The following is an 18,918-nucleotide window of genomic DNA, read 5'->3' as shown; positions in this document are numbered from 1 at the left end:
GGCCGTTGGTTTGTGCCGACGGCAAGCAGTCCGTACAACCCGGGAGAGAAGCAGATGACCGTTCAGGACGAGACCACCGCGAGCGAGGGCATCATCCTGTCCGACGCCGCCGCGTCGAAGGTCAAGAGCCTGCTGGAGCAGGAGGGCCGTGACGATCTCGCGCTGCGCGTCGCCGTCCAGCCCGGCGGCTGCTCCGGCCTGCGCTATCAGCTCTTCTTCGACGAGCGTTCGCTCGACGGCGACGTCGTCAAGGACTTCGACGGCGTCAAGGTCGTCACCGACCGGATGAGCGCTCCGTACCTGGGTGGCGCCTCGATCGACTTCGTCGACACCATCGAGAAGCAGGGCTTCACGATCGACAACCCGAACGCCACGGGCTCCTGCGCCTGCGGCGACTCCTTCAGCTGAGCCCTCCCGCGCGGATGCGCGCTCACCGCTGAACGAACGAGAAGGCGGCGGTCCCGGCCGGGACCGCCGCCTTCTCGGTGCTGATTCACTTCTTCCGCAGCGGCACCGTCTTGTCGGTCGACTTGTCGACCACCTTGCGGCCGTCCAGCGGCTTGTCCAGCGAGACCTTCTCGGTCATCTCCTTGGCGATCAGGACACAGTTCCGCCCGGGGTGCTTGGGCTTGCTCTTGATCTCCACCGTCACCTGCTTCGACGTCTCCTCCGCGGAGACCGAGTAGGTGTTGCAGACCCCGCCCCAGAAGCGCAGCGTCAGGGTCTTGTCGTCCGCGGTGTAGGAGATCACGTGGTTGATCTTCTTGCTGCCGGACGGGTCGGACTCACCGCTCCGCCCCTGTCCGGGGCTCTCGGTCCCCGCGGCCTTCTTGATGTACTTGGGCTGCACCGCCGGGTACGGAACGGTCATCGGGACCTTGTTGGTCCCGGCCGGCCGGGTCTCGAAGATCCACGACGGCACCAGCGCCCGCCGTCCGTCCACCATCTGCGAGGCCAGGCCCAGGGTCGCCTTGCTCACCATCAGCTTGTCGGACGTCCCCGACGGGTTCGGCTCGCACGGCGCGATCCGGCCACCCGACCCCGTCTCCTGCGAGCCCGGGGTGGCGGAGGGGCAGTTCGCGTCCGTGGCCGGACCACGGCCCTTCGTCGCCGCGTTGAGCTTCTTCAGCGCCTCGGCCGCGCTGATCAGCGGATAGGTGTCGTCCTCCTCGGGCGTCGCCAGCGTTCCGCTGCCGCCCACCAACTGGCCGTCGGCGGCCACCTGGAGACTGGTCGACCAGCCGTGTGTCGGCAGATCGCCCACCGTCGGCTGTGCGTCGACGGTGCGGATGGCGGCGTACCGGCCGGTCGCGTCCAGCGTGGCGTCGTCCAGGCCGAGCGCCTTGAGTACCGGCTCGGCGGTGCGCTTGGCCTCGGCCTCGGAGATCACCTTGTCGTGATCGGCGTCGCTGCGCTCCGAGTGGGCGGGGTCGTCACCCTTCTTGTCAGCACCCTTGGACGGGCCGTCCCGGTAGACCGGGCAGTCCGACGTGGCGCCGCCCTTGCCACTGCTCTTGCCGCCCCCGGCCTCCGAGCCCGGCAGCCGGACGCAGTCACCACCGGCGGGGGTGCCGTAGCGGGAGTAGGTCCAGCTGCCCGGGCCCTCCTGGTTGACCCGCAGCACCGGCTGGGCCGAGTCCTTGCCGCCCCCGACCTTCCAGAAGCCGTGGTCGGCCCGGGGTTCGCCGGATACGTCCAGCGCCTTGGCCAGCCGGACCACCTCGGCCTTGGTGACCTTGGGACCGGCCAGGTACACCGGGGCCGAGTCCGGGCCCTCGGGCAGCTTCTTCTCCGTCACATAGCGCCCCCCGCCCGGGTCGGGCTCACCGGGCGCGATGCCCTCGCGTGCGGCCGACGGGTAGGCGTCCAGCGCGAGGGGTTTCGGCGATCCGTCCTTGCCCGCCGTGCCGTTGCCGTCCGCGGCGGTCGAGGCCCAGTAGGCCCCGCCGCCACCGGCGACCAGCACCGCGGCCGCCACCGAGACCACGGCCAGCGGCGAACGCCGCCGCTGACGCGCATGGTCGTCGTCGGGGGTCTGCGGGGTGTCGGTCTCCTCGGTGCTCACCGTTTCGCTCCTTCGGCTCCGCTCACTTCGTACGGTCCATTCCCTCGCGAGGGGACGCCGGTGAGACGGGGCGGACGGGCGTACGGTTCCGTCAGTCGCCGTAATCGCACATCTGAGCCAGCAGATGTGCCGACGCGGGCGGCACGGTGACCCCCCGGATCCGCGACGGGGAGACCGGTGCGGCGGGCGGTGAGACGGTCACCGGCCAGTGCGGCGCCATCCGTGCTCCCTGGCCGCGCAGCTCTTCCAGTGACTCGGGCTCGATGGCACCGGTGGGAAGAGTGTCGATCATGTGCTCCGGCATGGGAGCCTCCCGGTCCGAAGGGGTCGCGGATGAAATATCTGCTGCATACGCACCGTATGCACCGGATCTCTGGCGAAAAAGGCCCTACTATCAGGTAGTTTCTTACGTTCATACAGGGGTGGCAAGGCGATAGCGTATGGGGTCCGACCCCGCCGCCGCCCCCGCAGGAGCGACTTCCGTGCGTATCGCCGTCACCGGCTCCATCGCCACCGACCATCTGATGACCTTCCCCGGCCGCTTCGCCGAGCAGCTGGTCGCGGACCAGCTGCATACGGTCTCCCTCTCCTTCCTGGTCGACACCCTCGACGTCCGCCGCGGCGGCGTGGGCCCCAACATCTGCTTCGGCATGGGCGTGCTCGGTCTGCGCCCGATCCTGGTCGGCGCGGCCGGTGAGGACTTCGCCGAGTACCGCGCCTGGCTGGACCGCCACGGTGTGGACACCGCCTCGGTGCGGATCTCCGAGGTGCTGCACACCGCGCGCTTCGTCTGCACCACCGACGCCGACCACAACCAGATCGCGTCGTTCTACACCGGCGCCATGAGCGAGGCCCGGCAGATCGAGCTCAAGCCGGTCGCCGACCGTGTCGGCGGCCTCGACCTGGTGGTCATCGGCGCCGACGACCCCGAGGCGATGGTCCGGCACACCGAGGAGTGCCGCACCCGGGGCATCCCCTTCGCCGCCGACCCCTCCCAGCAGCTCGCCCGGATGGACGGCGAGGACATCCGCATCCTGGTCGGCGGGGCGGAGTACCTCTTCACCAACGAGTACGAGGCCGCGCTGATCGAGACCAAGACCGGCTGGACCTCCGAGCAGATCCTGGCCAAGGTCGGCACCCGCGTCACCACGCTGGGCGCCCAGGGTGTGCGGATCGAGCGCTCGGGCGAGGAGCCGATCGTCGTCGGCTGCGCCGAGGAGGAGGAGAAGGTCGACCCGACCGGTGTGGGCGACGCCTTCCGCGCGGGCTTCCTCTCCGGTCTCTCCTGGGGACTTTCCCTGGAGCGCTCCGCCCAGGTGGGCTGCATGCTCGCCACCCTGGTCATCGAGACCGTGGGCACCCAGGAGTACGAACTGCGCCGCGGCCACTTCATGGAGCGGTTCGCCAAGGCGTACGGCCATGACGCCGCGGCCGAGGTCAACGACCACCTGGCCTGAACCACCCGGTCCGCCGGCCCCGGGCGTATCCGGGACCGGCGGACGCCGGGGGCGACGCCGGGGGCGACGCCGGGGGTCAGGTGCGGCGGCGGACCCGGTAGGCGACCCCGCGCTCGGCCGGGCGCTCCCCCTCGTACTCCTGGTCCCGCATGGCGCACCAGGCCGGGATGTCCAGCCGGGCCGCCTCGTCGTCGGACAGCACGGTGACCACCCCGCCCACCGGGACCTCGCCGATCACCTTGGCCAGCTCGATCACCGGGATCGGGCACCGCTTGCCGAGCGAGTCGACCACCAGCCCGGGTCCGGCCTCCGCCGCCCCGGCCGCGGACCCGGACTCCGCCGCCCCGACCACCCCGGGGAGCGGTTCCGCCGCCTCCGGGGCGCCGAGCCGTCCGCGGACCTCCCGCACCACACCCGGCAGCACCTCCAGGAACCGTTCCACCTCGGCCTCGGCCGTCCCCCGCGGCAGCGAGACCCGGATGTTGCCCTCGGACAGCACCCCCATCGCCCGCAGCACATGGCTCGGGGTCAGGGTGGAGGAGGTGCAGGAGGAACCGGACGACACCGAGAACTCCGCGCGGTCCAGCTCGTGCAGAAGTGTCTCCCCATCGACATAGAGACACGAGAAGGTGACCAGATGCGGCAGTCTCCGCCGCGGGTCGCCCACCACCTCCACCTCCGGCACCAGCTCCGGCACCCGGGCCCGGATCCGGTCCACCAGGGTCCGCAGCCGCGCCGCCTCGGCGTCCGCCTCCGCGCGCACGGCGCGCAGTGAGGCGGCGGCGGCGACCACGGCCGGGAGGTTCCCGAACCCGGGGGAGCGGCCCGACTCCCTTTCGTCCGCCGGTCCCTGGGGCGCGAAGCGCACCCCCTTGCGGACGGCGAGCAGTCCCACTCCCGGGGGGCCGCCCCATTTGTGGGCGCTCGCGGTCAGCAGCGACCACTTCCCCTCCACCGCGCCCCAGCCGAGCGACTGCGCCGCGTCCACCAGCAGCGGTACCCCCGCCTCCGCGCACGCCTCCGCGGTCTCGGCCACCGGCTGCACCGTGCCGACCTCGTGGTTGGCGGACTGCAGACAGGCCAGCGCGGTGGGTCCCGGCGCCTCCCGCAGGGCGAGCGCGTAGGCGTCCGGCGCGACCCGCCCGGCGCGGTCCACCGCCACCTCGGTCACCGCGCCGCCGCCCGCCTCATGGGCGGCCGCGGCGTGCAGCACCGCGGAGTGCTCGACGGCGGAGACGATCAGATGACGGCCGGCCCGGCGGCGCCCCGCGAGCGCTCCGGCAATGCCGTCGTGCAGTGCGCGTGTCCCCGATGGGGTGAACACCAGCTCGTCGGGACGGCAGCCGACGGCCTCCGCCGCCGCCTCCCGCGCGGCGTCCAGCAGCAGCCGGGCGCGGCGCCCCTCGCGGTACAGCCGCGCGGGGTCGGCCCACCCCTCGTCCAGGGCGGCGAGCAGCGCCTGCCGGGCGACGGGGTGCAGCGGAGCGGACGAGGCCGCGTCGAAGTAGGACACACGGGAACGCTAGCCGGTGGGTGCCGCGGGGAGCCGTGACGGCGACCGGAACCGGTGCCACCGCCCTCGCCCGCCGCTCCCGATCCGGGGGCCCCAACACCCCGTACCGGGGCGAAAACCGCTGGCCGAGCCGGTGATTCCACCCCTTCGGGGTGCGGCCCGGCGCGTTGGGCACCCTGGCCGCGCGGCCCCAAATAGCGTCCAGTAGGGTTTGGTCCGCATAAACATCCAAACCCCTGCCCGCACCGGGCCGGCGACCGACCAGACAGATCGCCGCCGCTGACCGCGCGGGCGAGACTCTCGGGAAGGCGCTACGTGAGTCCCAACGGCTCCGACCGCTCGTCGCGGCGCCCGGTGCGGCGGAAGCTGCTGCAGGCGCTGGCCGCGGGCTTGGTCCTGGCGACCGCCACCGGTTGCACATCCAAGGACTTCCCCCGCCTCGGAATGCCCACCCCGGTCACGGAGGAGGCGCCGCGGATCCTCTCCCTGTGGCAGGGCTCGTGGGCCGCTGCGCTCGCCACGGGCGTTCTGGTCTGGGGCCTGATCCTGTGGGCGGTCATCTTCCACCGCCGCAGCAGGACCAAGATCGAGGTTCCCGCGCAGACCCGGTACAACATGCCCATCGAGGCGCTGTACACCGTGGTCCCGATCATCATCGTCTCGGTGCTGTTCTACTTCACCGCGCGCGATGAGACCAAGCTCCTCAAGACCTCCAAGAAGCCGGACCACGTCATCAACGTCGTGGGCTACCAGTGGAGCTGGGGCTTCAACTACATGGAGAACGTGGACGGGAAGGTCACCACTCCGAAGCAGAACGCCAAGGAGATCGAGGCCATCCCCAACCGGATGCTCTCCGCGGTGCCCAAGGGCGCCGAGGGTGTCTACGACGCCGGTGTGCCCGGCCAGCGGAACCCCCAGAACGGCAACCCCGGTCCCACCCTGTGGCTGCCGAAGGGTGAATCGGTCCAGTTCATCCTGACCTCCCGCGATGTCATCCACTCGTTCTGGGTGGTCCCCTTCCTGATGAAGATGGACGTCATCCCGGGTCACACCAACCGCTTCGAGGTCACCCCGAACCGTGAGGGCACCTTCATGGGCAAGTGCGCCGAGCTCTGCGGCGTCGACCACTCCCGGATGCTCTTCAACGTCAAGGTAGTGTCGCCCGAGCGCTACAAGAAGCACCTGGAGGCCCTGGCGAAGAAGGGCCAGACCGGCTACATCCCGGCGGGCATTGAGCAGACGGACGCTGCCAAGAACGCGGAGACCAATAACACATGAGCATCCTCAACGAACCTCAGGGTGCCGACGCCACCGCCTCGTACGAGGACGAGTTGCCAGTGCGCCGCAAGCAGCCCGGCAATGTCGTCGTCAAGTGGCTGACCACCACCGACCACAAGACGATCGGCACGCTCTACCTCGTCACGTCGTTCGCGTTCTTCTGCATCGGCGGGGTGATGGCGCTCTTCATGCGCGCCGAGCTGGCCCGCCCGGGCACGCAGATCATGTCGAACGAGCAGTTCAACCAGGCGTTCACCATGCATGGCACGATCATGCTGCTGATGTTCGCCACCCCGCTGTTCGCGGGCTTCACGAACTGGATCATGCCGCTGCAGATCGGTGCCCCCGATGTGGCGTTCCCGCGGCTGAACATGTTCGCGTACTGGCTGTACCTCTTCGGCTCGCTGATCGCGGTGGGCGGTTTCCTCACCCCGCAGGGCGCGGCCGACTTCGGCTGGTTCGCCTACTCCCCGCTGTCGGACGCGGTCCGGTCGCCGGGTGTGGGCGCGGATATGTGGATCATGGGTCTGGCCTTCTCCGGCTTCGGCACGATCCTCGGTGCGGTCAACTTCATCACCACGATCATCTGCATGCGCGCTCCGGGCATGACGATGTTCCGGATGCCGATCTTCGTCTGGAACGTCCTGCTCACCGCGGTGCTGGTGCTGCTGGCCTTCCCGGTGCTGGCCGCCGCGCTGTTCGCCCTGGAGGCGGACCGTAAATTCGGGGCACATGTCTTCGACGCGGCCAATGGCGGCGCCTTGCTCTGGCAACACCTCTTCTGGTTCTTCGGCCATCCAGAGGTGTACATCATCGCGCTGCCGTTCTTCGGGATCATTTCCGAGATCATTCCGGTCTTCTCCCGCAAGCCGATGTTCGGCTACATCTCGCTGATCGCCGCGACGATCTCGATCGCCGGTCTGTCGGTGACGGTCTGGGCGCACCACATGTATGTGACGGGCGGCGTACTCCTACCGTTCTTCTCGTTCATGACGTTCCTGATCGCGGTCCCGACCGGTATCAAGTTCTTCAACTGGATCGGCACCATGTGGAAGGGGTCGCTGAGCTTCGAGACCCCGATGCTCTGGGCGATCGGCTTCCTGATCACCTTCACCTTCGGTGGTCTGACCGGTGTCATCCTGGCCTCGCCGCCGATGGACTTCCACGTCTCGGACTCGTACTTCGTGGTGGCCCACTTCCACTACGTGGTCTTCGGCACCGTGGTGTTCGCGATGTTCGCCGGCTTCCACTTCTGGTGGCCCAAGTTCACCGGCAAGATGCTGGACGAGCGGCTCGGCAAGATCACCTTCTGGACGCTGTTCATCGGCTTCCACGGCACGTTCCTGGTGCAGCACTGGCTCGGCGCGGAGGGCATGCCCCGCCGCTACGCCGACTACCTGGCGGCCGACGGCATCACCACGCTGAACACGATCTCCACGATCGCCTCGTTCCTGCTCGGTCTGTCGATCCTGCCGTTCTTCTACAACGTCTGGAAGACCGCCAAGTACGGCAAGAAGGTCGAGGTCGACGACCCGTGGGGCTACGGCCGTTCGCTGGAGTGGGCGACCTCCTGCCCGCCGCCGCGGCACAACTTCCTCACGCTGCCGCGGATCCGTTCCGAATCTCCGGCGTTCGATCTGCACCACCCGGAGATCGCGGCGCTCGACCAGCTCGAGAACCACGGCGCCTCCGACGATGACAAGGCCCTCACGGGCGGCAAGGAGGCCGGCAAGTGAAGGTCCAAGGCCGGATGTTCATCTGGCTCGCCGTCTTCATCCTGGTCATGGCCATCGTGTATGGCGTGTGGTCCAAGGAGCCGGCGGGCACCACGGCGCTCTTCCTCGCCTTCGGCCTGAGCATCATGATCGGCTACTACCTGGCGTTCACCGCGCGCCGGGTGGATGTCGGGGCGCAGGACAACAAGGACGCGGACGTCGCCGACGACGCCGGTGAGCTGGGATTCTTCTCCCCGCACAGCTGGCAGCCGCTCTCCCTGGCCGTCGGTGGCGCACTGGCCTTCATGGCGGTGGCCTTCGGCTGGTGGCTGCTCTACTTCTCGGCTCCGGTCATCATGGTCGGTCTGTTCGGCTGGGTCTTCGAGTACTACCGGGGCGAGAGCCAGAACCAGTAGCCGCTCTTCCCATGGCTCACCGCGGGGCCCGGACACCTGTCGCAGGTGTCCGGGCCCCGCGGGCATCTCCCGGCGCTCCAGCGGGTGTCACTCCGGTGCTCCACTCCGCGCGCGCGTCCCCGGCGGCCGTTCATAGCGTGTGTCCATGAGCCACACATCGCGATCACCTCGAACCCGGGCGGTGCTCACCTGCACCCTGCTGGTGGCGTCGCTGATAGCGGGACTCAGCGGCTGCGGGGGGCCCTCCTCCAACCCGCTGTCCGCCAAGCCGTACGACGCCGCCGACCAGATCTCGTTCAGCGGCGACGGCGATGAGAACCACCGTGCCGATCCGGACAAGCCGCTGGAAGTGACGTCCAAGGGTGACGACGGCCGGATCACGGACGTCACCGCCACCGACGCCGCGGGGCGCTACGTACGGGGCGAGCTGACCGAGGACGGCAGCCGCTGGCGCAGCACCGTGCCGCTGGCCGCCGGAGCGCACTACACGCTCCGGGTGAGCACGGAGGACTCAGACGGGTCCCCGGGCCGCCGGACCATCGACTTCACCACCAGCTCCGCCCGCAAGCTGCTGAAGGTCACCTTCGGGCCCAAGGCGGGGGAGTACGGCGTGGGACAGCCGGTCACCGCGAAGCTGAGCAGAGCGGTGAAGGACCTCTCGGCGCGGTCGGTGGTGGAGCGCGCGCTGAAGGTCGACTCCCAGCCCGCGGTGGATGGTGTCTGGCACTGGGTGGACAACAAGACCCTGCACTTCCGTCCGCAGGACTACTGGCCCGCCCACGCGACCATCAACGTGCACTCCAACCTCAAGGGCATCAGGATCGGCGGTGGGCTCTACGGCGGTGACGCCAAGACGCTGCGGCTGACCACCGGTGACCGCATCGAGGCCCTCACCGACTCCGGTACCCACCAGATGACGGTGAAGCGCAACGGGGTGCCGATCCGGACCATCCCCATTACCACCGGTATGCCCGGATTCGACACCCGCAACGGCACCAAGGTGATCCTCGCCAAGGAGTCCGCGGTGCGGATGACCGGCGCCAGTATCGGCCTCGGCAACTCCTACGACCTGATGGTCTACTGGGCCACCCGGGTCACCTGGAGCGGTGAGTACGTCCACGCCGCCCCGTGGTCCACCGGCGCCCAGGGCGTGGCCAACGTCAGCCACGGCTGTACGGGTATGAGCACGGCCAACGCCCAGTGGTTCTTCAACACCGTGAAGCTCGGCGATGTCGTCAAGGTCGTGAACAGCAATGGCGCCGATATGACGAACTTCGACAATGGCTACGGCGACTGGAACATGGCCTGGAACGACTGGCGTCAGGGCAGCGCCCTCGCCGCCGGTCAGCGGGACGGCTCGACCCCGGCCGACTCGGCCCGGCTCCGGCCCCAGGTGTGACGCGTGGCGACAGCCGTGACCGCCGCGACCGCAGGAGACCCCTGAGGTCAGGCGCTCACGGCCAGCCGCTCGCGGATCAGCCGGGCCAGCGCGTCCGCCAGGGCCACCGGGTCCACCGGATGCGTGACAGCGGCCTCCGCGCGGCTCCAGGTGGCCAGCCAGGCGTCCTGCGGGCGGCCGATGAGCAGCAGTACCGGCGGACAGCGGAAGATCTCGTCCTTGATCTGCCGGCAGACGCCCATCCCGCCCGCGGGCACCGCCTCGCCGTCCAGCACGCAGACGTCGATCCCACCCTCCTCCAGCGCCGTCAGCACGGCGGGGAGGGTCGCGCACTCCACGAACTCCACCGGGGGCACATCGGCCGCGGGCCGCCGTCCGGTGGCGAGCCGCACCTGCTCGCGGGTGCTCGCGTCGTCGCTGTAGACCAGCACCGTGGCGGTAGGCCGCATCGTGTCCTCCGGATGAACTAAGTGATCCGCTGGGCTCCTGAGGCGGATGCTACTCCGGTACAGCCGCCCGGAGGAGGGGGCGTACGGATCTCTACCCCCTTCGGGGGACCGGTCCAGGGCCCCTCGACGAGCAGGGCCGATGGCCTTGACACTCCGAACGGTACCCCCGGGAGTGAGGGCTGGATAAGCGACCGACATAATGTCGGTCGTGGCGACAGCAACAGCAGTAGATACCGGGCACGCGCACCCGTCGGTCAACCGGCCGAACCTCACCAGCGTCGGAACCATCATCTGGCTGAGTTCCGAGCTGATGTTCTTCGCGGCCCTCTTCGCGATGTACTTCACCCTGCGATCGGTGACCGGAGCCGAGCACTGGAAGGAAATGGCGTCCGCGCTGAACTTCCCGTTCTCCGCGACGAACACCACGATCCTGGTGCTCTCCTCCCTCACCTGCCAGCTCGGTGTCTTCGCCGCCGAGCGTGGCGACGTGAAGAAGCTGCGCTCCTGGTTCGTGATCACCTTCATCATGGGCGCGATCTTCATCGGCGGTCAGATCTTCGAGTACACCGAGCTGGTCAAGCACGAGGGGCTCTCGCTCTCGTCCGACCCGTACGGCTCGGTGTTCTACCTGACCACCGGCTTCCACGGCATGCACGTGACAGGCGGTCTCATCGCCTTCCTGCTGGTCCTGGGCAGGACGTACGCGGCCAAGAGGTTCACCCACCAGCAGGCGACGGCAGCCATCGTCGTGTCCTACTACTGGCACTTCGTCGATGTCGTCTGGATCGGCCTCTTCGCCACGATCTACATGATCAAGTAAGCCGGTCTCCGCACCGGCGGAACCACGTCCTTAAAAGCATCGACGCAGAAGATCCTGACACCGGGGTAATCCGTGAAAAAGCTCTCCGCACGACGACGCCATCCGCTGGCTGCGCTCGTCGTCCTACTCTTCGCGCTGGCGGTCACTGGGGGGCTGTACGCCGCGTTCTCGCCGAGCGAGGCGAAGGCCGATGACAGCTCCGCCCAGTCCCTCGCCATCGAGGAGGGTAAGAAGCTCTACGCCGTCGGCTGCGCCAGCTGCCACGGCACGGGCGGTCAGGGGTCCTCCGACGGCCCGAGCCTGGTCGGCGTCGGGTCCGCCGCGGTCGACTTCCAGGTCGGCACCGGCCGGATGCCCGCCCAGCAGCCGGGCGCCCAGATGCCGAAGAAGAAGAAGGTGTACACGGACGCCGAGATCGAGCAGCTCTCCGCGTACATCGCCTCACTCGGCGCCGGTCCGTCGACGCCCACCAAGAGCCAGTACGACATCGAGGGCGCGGACGTCGCCAAGGGCGGAGAGCTCTTCCGCACCAACTGCGCGCAGTGCCACAACTTCGCCGGCAAGGGTGGCGCCCTCACCAACGGCAAGTACGCGCCCGCCCTCGACGATGTGAGTCCGAAGCACCTCTACGAGGCCATGCAGACCGGCCCGCAGAACATGCCGTCCTTCCCCGACAGCACGCTGCCGGAGAAGAACAAGCAGGACATCATCGCGTACCTGGACACGGTCAACAGCGACAAGTCCAAGACCCCCGGTGGCCTTGAGCTCGGCGGGCTCGGCCCGGTCAGTGAGGGCCTGTTCGCCTGGGTCTTCGGCATGGGCGCCCTGATCGTCCTCACCATCTGGGTCGCCGCCCGGACCGCAAAGGCCAAGAAGTCATGAGTAGCCACGAGATTCCAGAAGCAGACGAGCTGCCCGAGAAGCGGGAGTCCGCCGAGGGCGCGGTCCAGGTCTCCGAGGACCCCTTCGCCGACCCGGGCATGCCGCCCCATGAGCACCGCAAGCAGGACATCGACGAGCGGGCCGCCCAGCGCTCCGAGCGCACCGTGGCCCTGCTCTTCACGTCCTCGATGGTGGCCACGATCGCCTTCATCGCCGCGTACGTGGCGATCCCGGTCGACAAGTACATCTACGTCTTCCCGATCGGCCACATCAGCGCGCTCAACTTCGCGCTCGGCCTGACGCTCGGCGTCGCCCTCTTCGGCATCGGCGCGGGCGCGGTCCACTGGGCCCGCACCCTGATGTCCGATGTGGAGATCGCCGACGAGCGTCACCCGATCGAGGCCAGCCCCGAGGTCAAGGCCAAGGTCATGGAGGACTTCCGGGCCGGTGCCGCCGAGTCCGGTTTCGGCCGCCGCAAGCTGGCGCGGAACACCCTCTTCGGCGCCCTGGCGCTGGTCCCGCTCTCCGGCCTGGTGCTGCTGCGCGACCTCGGCCCGATGCCCGGCACCAAGCTGCGGCACACCAAGTGGGCCAAGGGCAAGCTGCTGATGAACCAGAACACCATGCAGCCGCTGCGCCCAGAGGACATCATCGTCGGCTCGCTGACCCCCGCCTTGCCCGAGGGCCTGGAGGAGGACCAGCACGACTTCCAGACCGAGATCGCCAAGGCCGCCCTGATGCTGGTCCGGCTCCAGCCGGAGAACATCAAGGACAAGCGCGAGCTGGAGTGGTCGCACGACGGCATCGTGGCGTTCTCGAAGATCTGCACGCACGTGGGTTGCCCGATCAACCTGTACGAGCAGCAGACCCACCACGTCCTGTGCCCCTGCCACCAGTCGACCTTCGACCTCTCCGACGGTGGCCGAGTGATCTTCGGTCCCGCCGGGCATGCGCTGCCGCAGCTGCGCATCACGGTGAATGACGAGGGGTACCTCGAGGCCATGGGCGACTTCTCGGAGCCCGTCGGTCCTGCTTTCTGGGAGCGCGGATGAGTACTGCACAGGCCAACGACGCGCAGCGGCGCGGAAAAGCGCCCGCGGGCGAGCGCGTTGCCGACTATGTCGACGGCCGGCTGGGCATCTACAGCCTCGCCAAGGCCAATATGCGCAAGATCTTCCCGGACCACTGGTCCTTCATGCTGGGCGAGGTCGCGCTCTACAGCTTCATCATCATCATCCTCACGGGTGTGTATCTGACGCTGTTCTTCCACCCCAGCATGAGCGAGGTCGTCTACCACGGCCCGTACGAGCCCATGCAGGGCGTGCGGATGTCGGAGGCGTTCGCCTCCACGCTCGACATCAGCTTCGAGGTGCGCGGCGGTCTGCTGATCCGGCAGATCCACCACTGGGCCGCGCTGATCTTCCTCGCCGCGATGTTCGTGCACATGATGCGCGTGTTCTTCACCGGCGCGTTCCGCAAGCCGCGTGAGATCAACTGGCTGTTCGGCTTCCTGCTGTTCTTCCTCGGCATGCTGACCGGCTTCACCGGCTACTCGCTCCCCGACGACCTGCTCTCCGGTACCGGTCTGCGGTTCATCGAGGGTGTGTTCCTGTCGGTCCCGGTCATCGGCACCTACATCACGATGTTCGTGTACGGCGGCGAGTTCCCGGGCACCGACCTGATCGCCCGGCTCTACCCGGTCCACGTCCTGCTGCTGCCGGGCATCATGCTCGGTCTGCTGGTGGCGCACCTGATCCTGGTCTTCTACCACAAGCACACGCAGTACCCCGGGGCCGGAAAGACCAACAAGAACGTGGTCGGCATGCCCCTGCTGCCGGTCTACATGGCCAAGGCGGGCGGCTTCTTCTTCCTGGTCTTCGCCGTGATCGCGGTCCTCTCCGCGATCGCCACGATCAACCCGATCTGGACCATCGGTCCCTACCGGCCGGACCAGGTGTCCACCGGTGCCCAGCCGGACTGGTACATGGGCTTCGCCGAGGGTCTGGTCCGTGTGATGCCCGGCTGGGAGATCAACATCTGGGGCCACACGCTCGTCCTGGGCGTGTTCATCCCGATCGTGCTCTTCCCGGTCGTGCTGCTGGCCATGGGTGTCTACCCGTTCATCGAGTCGTGGATCACCGGCGACAAGCGCGAGCACCACATCCTGGACCGTCCGCGCAACGCCCCGACCCGCACCGCCTTCGGTGTGGCGTGGCTGACCGCGTACTTCGTGATGCTGGTCGGTGGTGGAAACGACCTGTGGGCCACCCACTTCCATCTGTCGATCAACGCGATCACCTGGTTCGTCCGGATCGGGTTCTTCCTCGGCCCGGTGGTGGCGTTCATCGCCACCCGGCGGATCTGCCTCGGCCTCCAGCGCCGCGACCGTGACAAGGTGCTGCACGGCCGCGAGACCGGCATCATCAAGCGGCTGCCGCACGGTGAGTTCGTCGAGGTCCATGAGCCGCTCTCGCAGGAGCAGCTGCACACGCTGACCCAGCACGAGCAGCCGAAGCCCTACGAGGTCGGCCCGGAGGTCGACGAGAACGGGGTCGCGCGGAAGATAAAGGGTTCGCAGAAGCTCCGCGCGAAGCTCTCCAAGAGCTACTACGGCGAGCAGGCTCAGATCCCGAAGCCGACCCGCGAGGAGTACCAGGAGATCACCAGCGGCCACGGCCACCACTGATCCCCGCAGGTCACCCGCTGACGCCACAGACCAGGGCCCCGGCCCGGACCACCACGGTCCGGCCGGGGCCCTGGCCGTTGCGTGGTCCCGCGGTCCCGCGGTCCCGCGCGGTGTCCGGCATACGGGCGCGCGGCATCCGGGGCCGCGGCGCCGATAGGCTGATGGCGGGGCCGCCGCCGCCCGCGCGGACCCCCTTTCCCCTGCCCACCCCACGGATCCAGGAGCGGACCATGGACGTTGTGACCCCAGCCGGAGGCGACAGCACCGCGACGGCCCGCACCTGGCCGGATGTCCTCACCTCGCTGCTCGCCGGCCAGGACCTCAGCGCCGATGACACCGCCTGGGCCATGGACCGGATCATGCGCGGGGAGGCCACCGACGCGCAGATCGCCGGATTCATCGTGGCGCTGCGCGCCAAGGGCGAGACCGTGGACGAGGTGACCGGACTCGTCCGCACCATGTACGAGCACGCCACGACGATCGAGGTCCCCGGGGACACGGTCGATATCGTCGGCACCGGTGGCGACCGTGCCAGGACGGTCAATATCTCCACGATGTCGGCGCTGGTGGTGGCCGGTACCGGGGCACGGGTGGTCAAGCACGGCAACCGCGCCTCCTCCTCCGCCAGTGGCGCCTCCGACGTCCTGGAGAAGCTGGGCGTCAACCTCGAACTCACCCCGCGGCGGGTGGTCGAGGTGGCCGGGGAAGCCGGGATCACCTTCTGTTTCGCGGTGAAGTTCCACCCGTCGCTGCGGCATGTCGCGGCCGCCCGCCGCGAACTGGGCATCGCCACCACCTTCAACATCCTCGGTCCGCTCACCAACCCGGCCCGGGTGCGCACCCAGGCGACCGGTGTGGCCGATGCCCGGATGGCGCCCATCGTGGCCGGGGTGCTGGCCGACCGCGGCTCCTCCGCGCTGGTCGTCCGGGGCGACGACGGCCTGGACGAGCTGACCGTGACCGCTACCTCCCAGGTGTGGGTGGTGCGGAACGGCACGGTCCGTCAGGAGACCTTCGACCCGCGGGACGTCGGGATCGAGCTCGTGCCGGTGGAGGCCCTGCGCGGCGCGGACGCCTCGTACAACGCGGATGTGGCGCGCCGGCTGCTGGCGGGCGAGACCGGTCCGATCCGGGACGCGGTGCTGCTCAACTCGGCGGCGGCGCTGGCCGCGCTGGACCCCGAGCCGGGGGCCAGGACGCTCACCGAGCAGATCGCGGACGGGCTGTCGCGCGCGGCGGAGTCCATCGACTCGGGCGCGGCGCGGAACGCCCTGGAGCGATGGGTACGCGCCAGCAACGCCTGAGCGCGGCCCGGTGTGCGCACCGCCCCTGCCCGGATGCCGGACAGGGGCGGTGCGCCGTTTCCCGGTATGGCATACTCCTGGCCAGGTCACGAGCGACAGCGACTACGGCCCCGGCCCGCTGTCCGGCAACCCTCCGTCCGTGGCGGGGTGCCCCGGGTGATGACCAGGCCGCAGGCAGCGAGGTCTGCGGCAAGCGCGGACCCCTCACACTAGGGGTCCTGGTGGTCGAGGGAGCTCTTCCGTGACGCAGCGAATGCTTTAGGGCCGGACGGCCCACACCCCCACCCTCCGCGCGGTGCCCCGCTCCGTGCGTCGAGCGATTCCCCACGCCCGTACCGGCGGTGAGCCGCCGGATCCGCGTGTGACGCATTCACGCCTTCACCCTCCGGGAGACTTCGCCATGTCCGTGCGCCCTGCTGCCACCGCCACCCCCACCGCCGACTCCGTCCCCGCCTGTGCCGACGCCGGGGCCGGTGAACCGCTGCCCGTGCTGGGCGCGGACGTCCGGGTGCCGCTGGTCACCGGTGGTGAGGTCACCTACGCCGCGCTCGACTACGCCGCCAGTGCCCCGGCCCTGCAGCGGGTGTGGGACGACGTCGCCGCCTACGCCCCGTACTACGGCAGCGTCCACCGCGGCGCCGGATACCTCTCGCAGCTGTCCACCGATCTGTTCGAGAACAGCCGCCGGGACGTCGCCGCGTTCCTCGGCTGCCGCGAGGACGACCAGGTCGTCTTCACCCGCTCCACCACCGACTCGCTGAACCTGCTGGCCGGGGCGCTGCCGTCGGGTACCGAGGTCTTCGTCTTCGAGACCGAGCACCACGCCTCCCTGCTGCCGTGGGAGCAGCGCGAGGACATCCGCGTGCGCTACCTCAGCGCGCCGCGCTCCCCGCGGCAGGCCGTGGAGACGCTGGAGCGGGCGCTCGCCGAGCGGGCCGGAGGCCCCGCACTGGTGTGCGTGACGGGTGCGTCCAATGTGACCGGTGAGCTGTGGCCGGTGCGGGAGCTGGCCGCCGCGGCCCACGCCCACGGTGCCCGGATCGTCCTCGACGCCGCCCAGCTCGCCCCGCACCACCCGGTGGACATCGCGGCGGAGAACGTCGACTGGGTCGCCTTCTCCGGGCACAAGCTGTACGCGCCCTTCGGCGCCGGGGTGCTCGCCGGACGGGCCGACTGGCTCCAGCGGGCGCGGCCGTACCTGGCGGGCGGCGGCGCCAGCCGCAAGGTCGCCCGGCGGGACGACGGCGGGGTGGACGTCGAGTGGCACACCACCCCCGCCCGGCACGAGGCGGGCTCACCGAACGTCATCGGCGTCTACGCCATCGCCTCCGCCTGCAAGGCGCTGACCGAGGCCGGGTTCGACGGTCTGGTCGCCCGGGAGCGGCAGCTGATCGCCGCGGTGCGGGAGGGGCTGGCGGAGGTGGCTCAGGTGCGGGTGCTCTCGCTGTTCGGTGACGACGCCCCGCGGGTGGGCGTGCTGTCGTTCGTGGTGGACGGCTGGAACAGCTCGCACTTCGCCGCCGCGCTCTCCGCGGAGTACGGCATCGGCGTCCGTGACGGCCTCTTCTGCGCCCATCCGCTGGTCCGCACGCTGCTGGGCAGCGAGCCGGAGGAGCCGGGCGAGTGCGGGGCCCCCGAGGCCGCTCCCGGTGAGCGCTCGCTGAACGCGATCCGGGTCAGCTTCGGCGCGGGCACCCCGGACGAGCATGTGGACCGCTTCGTCCGCGCGGTCAAGGAGCTGGTCCGCGACGGTGCCCGGTGGACCTACCGCACCGAGGACGGCCGCTGCGTCCCCGCCCGCGGCTGACCGGCACCGGGGCGGAGCCCCGGGGTGGACAGGGCCTAGCCGTCGAGACCGATCGCGAAGGCCGCTTCCAGGTCGTGCTGGGAGTAGGTGCGGAACGCGATATGCGTCTCGGTGGAGGCCACGCCGGGGACCTTGCTGATCTGGCCGGGGATGATGTCCGCGAGGTCGTCGTGCTCGGCCACCCGCACCATCGCGATCAGGTCGTGCGCGCCGGTGACCGAGTAGACCTCGCTCACGCCCTCCAGCGAGGCGATCTTCTCGGCGATCTCCGGGATCCGGTCCACGCTGGTCTTGATGAGCACGATCGAAGTGATCACGGCTGGCTTTCTCCCTCGCTGGCCCTGGCTGCGCCGCCCACTCTAGCCGTCCGTCCGAAGCGGGCCCACGCGTAGAGGAAGCCGAGCGCGAAGCCCACCAGATGGGCCAGATAGGCGACCCCCGGACGGTCGTCGGCCTCCCGGGCGGCGAGCCACTGGAGGGCGACCCAGAAGACCAGGACCGCCCAGGCGGGGAAGCGCAGCGGCAGGAAGAACAGGAACGGGAAGAGGCTGGTCACCCGGGCGCGCGGGAAGAGCCACAGGAACGCGCCCAGGACCCCGGAGATGGCTCCGGAGGCGCCGACCAGGGTCTGACCCGACTCCGCGTGCGCCGCGGCGTAGCCCAGCAGCGCCAGATAGCCGGTGGCGAGATAGAAGAGGGCGAATTGCACTCGTCCCATGCGCTCCTCGGTCATAGCGCCGAAGACGTAGAGGAACAGCATGTTTCCGAGGAGGTGCAGCCAGTTCCCGTGGACGAAGAGCGCGGTGAGCGGTGTCAGCGGCTGATCGGGTCCACCGCTCCACAGGGCGCTGGGGATCACCCCCCAGCGCTCGAAGTATGTGGACTGAGCCTGGAGCAGCTCCCCGCCCGTGCCGTACTCGGGGTTGAGGCCGGAGGCCGGTCCGAGGACGAAGATCAGGCAGCAGATGACGATGAAGGTGTACGTCATCAGGGGGCGGCCGGACGTCTCACCGGAACCCTCAGACGTATCGATCATGGCCAGATCATCGCGTACCGGGCACAACCTGCCCAGAGCGCCTCGCCGCGCTGCGCCGAGGGGTGGTACGGGCACGGCACGGGCCAGGGCT

The 18,918-nt window shown here is 69.5% G+C and carries 18 protein-coding genes and 1 riboswitch; of the genes, 12 read left to right on the top strand and 6 right to left on the bottom strand.

Annotated elements, in window-relative coordinates; genetic code table 11:
- The first annotated feature begins 54 nt into the window (after positions 1 to 54).
- The gene (gene erpA, locus AC07FT_RS00655; RefSeq protein ID WP_135340779.1) at positions 55 to 408 is read left to right on the top strand and encodes an iron-sulfur cluster insertion protein ErpA; all 354 of its coding nucleotides are present in this window, start codon (positions 55 to 57) and stop codon (positions 406 to 408) included.
- 85 nt (positions 409 to 493) lie between these two features.
- Here the strand turns inward: erpA and AC07FT_RS00650 are convergent, their stop codons facing one another.
- The gene (locus AC07FT_RS00650) at positions 494 to 2,065 is read right to left on the bottom strand and encodes a hypothetical protein (RefSeq protein WP_479172852.1); all 1,572 of its coding nucleotides are present in this window, start codon (positions 2,063 to 2,065) and stop codon (positions 494 to 496) included.
- A 91-nt stretch (positions 2,066 to 2,156) separates the two neighbouring features.
- Positions 2,157 to 2,369 carry a hypothetical protein gene (locus AC07FT_RS00645; RefSeq protein ID WP_471195616.1) on the bottom strand — a complete coding sequence of 71 codons (213 nt, stop codon included), beginning with the start codon at positions 2,367 to 2,369 and terminating at the stop codon, positions 2,157 to 2,159.
- A 178-nt stretch (positions 2,370 to 2,547) separates the two neighbouring features.
- Here AC07FT_RS00645 and AC07FT_RS00640 point away from each other — a divergent pair, with 178 nt between their 5' ends.
- Positions 2,548 to 3,522, top strand: coding sequence for a carbohydrate kinase family protein (locus AC07FT_RS00640; RefSeq protein WP_479172850.1), 975 nt, complete (start codon positions 2,548 to 2,550; stop codon positions 3,520 to 3,522).
- Between the two features lie 76 nt (positions 3,523 to 3,598).
- On the opposite strand, the gene AC07FT_RS00635 is transcribed toward AC07FT_RS00640, so the two are convergent.
- The gene (locus tag AC07FT_RS00635) at positions 3,599 to 5,035 is read right to left on the bottom strand and encodes an aminotransferase class V-fold PLP-dependent enzyme (RefSeq protein ID WP_479172848.1); all 1,437 of its coding nucleotides are present in this window, start codon (positions 5,033 to 5,035) and stop codon (positions 3,599 to 3,601) included.
- 315 nt (positions 5,036 to 5,350) lie between these two features.
- Here AC07FT_RS00635 and ctaC point away from each other — a divergent pair, with 315 nt between their 5' ends.
- The 4 genes from ctaC (at position 5,351) to AC07FT_RS00615 (ending at position 9,843) form a co-directional block, all read left to right on the top strand.
- On the top strand, positions 5,351 to 6,313 hold the full coding sequence (gene ctaC, locus AC07FT_RS00630; protein ID WP_479172846.1) for an aa3-type cytochrome oxidase subunit II: 963 nt from the start codon (positions 5,351 to 5,353) through the stop codon (positions 6,311 to 6,313).
- On the top strand, positions 6,310 to 8,049 hold the full coding sequence (gene ctaD, locus AC07FT_RS00625; RefSeq protein ID WP_432015252.1) for an aa3-type cytochrome oxidase subunit I: 1,740 nt from the start codon (positions 6,310 to 6,312) through the stop codon (positions 8,047 to 8,049). Before ctaC ends, ctaD begins: the two co-directional genes overlap by 4 nt.
- Positions 8,046 to 8,444 (top strand): cytochrome c oxidase subunit 4, encoded by a 399-nt coding sequence (locus AC07FT_RS00620; protein ID WP_471195628.1) that lies wholly within the window; start codon positions 8,046 to 8,048, stop codon positions 8,442 to 8,444. Before ctaD ends, AC07FT_RS00620 begins: the two co-directional genes overlap by 4 nt.
- 145 nt (positions 8,445 to 8,589) lie before the next feature.
- Positions 8,590 to 9,843: a L,D-transpeptidase gene (locus AC07FT_RS00615; RefSeq protein ID WP_479172843.1), complete on the top strand. Its 1,254-nt coding sequence runs from the start codon at positions 8,590 to 8,592 to the stop codon at positions 9,841 to 9,843.
- A 47-nt stretch (positions 9,844 to 9,890) separates the two neighbouring features.
- Here AC07FT_RS00615 and AC07FT_RS00610 read toward each other — a convergent pair whose 3' ends face one another.
- A complete protein-coding gene (locus AC07FT_RS00610; protein ID WP_254743293.1) occupies positions 9,891 to 10,292 on the bottom strand; it encodes a DNA-binding transcriptional response regulator in 402 nt (133 codons plus the stop codon).
- Between the two features lie 199 nt (positions 10,293 to 10,491).
- On the opposite strand from AC07FT_RS00610, the gene ctaE reads away from it, so the two are divergent.
- The 6 genes from ctaE (at position 10,492) to AC07FT_RS00580 (ending at position 17,791) form a co-directional block, all read left to right on the top strand.
- A complete protein-coding gene (ctaE, locus tag AC07FT_RS00605) occupies positions 10,492 to 11,112 on the top strand; it encodes an aa3-type cytochrome oxidase subunit III (RefSeq protein ID WP_471195635.1) in 621 nt (206 codons plus the stop codon).
- 72 nt (positions 11,113 to 11,184) lie between these two features.
- Complete coding sequence (gene qcrC / locus AC07FT_RS00600) at positions 11,185 to 11,994, top strand: cytochrome bc1 complex diheme cytochrome c subunit (RefSeq protein WP_431776011.1); 810 nt, start codon at positions 11,185 to 11,187, stop codon at positions 11,992 to 11,994.
- Positions 11,991 to 13,046 carry a cytochrome bc1 complex Rieske iron-sulfur subunit gene (gene qcrA / locus AC07FT_RS00595; RefSeq protein ID WP_254743284.1) on the top strand — a complete coding sequence of 352 codons (1,056 nt, stop codon included), beginning with the start codon at positions 11,991 to 11,993 and terminating at the stop codon, positions 13,044 to 13,046. The genes qcrC and qcrA overlap by 4 nt, the downstream gene beginning before the upstream one ends.
- On the top strand, positions 13,043 to 14,680 hold the full coding sequence (gene qcrB / locus AC07FT_RS00590) for a cytochrome bc1 complex cytochrome b subunit (RefSeq protein ID WP_479172840.1): 1,638 nt from the start codon (positions 13,043 to 13,045) through the stop codon (positions 14,678 to 14,680). Before qcrA ends, qcrB begins: the two co-directional genes overlap by 4 nt.
- Positions 14,681 to 14,910: 230 nt before the next feature.
- Positions 14,911 to 15,984: an anthranilate phosphoribosyltransferase gene (gene trpD / locus AC07FT_RS00585; protein WP_432015248.1), complete on the top strand. Its 1,074-nt coding sequence runs from the start codon at positions 14,911 to 14,913 to the stop codon at positions 15,982 to 15,984.
- 84 nt (positions 15,985 to 16,068) lie between these two features.
- Positions 16,069 to 16,186: riboswitch (SAM riboswitch) on the top strand.
- A 198-nt stretch (positions 16,187 to 16,384) separates the two neighbouring features.
- Positions 16,385 to 17,791: an aminotransferase class V-fold PLP-dependent enzyme gene (locus AC07FT_RS00580; RefSeq protein WP_479172839.1), complete on the top strand. Its 1,407-nt coding sequence runs from the start codon at positions 16,385 to 16,387 to the stop codon at positions 17,789 to 17,791.
- Positions 17,792 to 17,826: 35 nt separating this feature from the next.
- Here AC07FT_RS00580 and AC07FT_RS00575 read toward each other — a convergent pair whose 3' ends face one another.
- Positions 17,827 to 18,108 carry an Lrp/AsnC family transcriptional regulator gene (locus AC07FT_RS00575; protein ID WP_254743272.1) on the bottom strand — a complete coding sequence of 94 codons (282 nt, stop codon included), beginning with the start codon at positions 18,106 to 18,108 and terminating at the stop codon, positions 17,827 to 17,829.
- A complete protein-coding gene (locus AC07FT_RS00570) occupies positions 18,105 to 18,827 on the bottom strand; it encodes a rhomboid family intramembrane serine protease (RefSeq protein ID WP_254743269.1) in 723 nt (240 codons plus the stop codon). Before AC07FT_RS00570 ends, AC07FT_RS00575 begins: the two co-directional genes overlap by 4 nt.
- Positions 18,828 to 18,918 lie beyond the last annotated feature (91 nt).

It is taken from the genome of Streptomyces sp. NPDC045899, from assembly GCF_056431485.1.
This window is presented reverse-complemented; position numbering and strand designations above follow the sequence as displayed.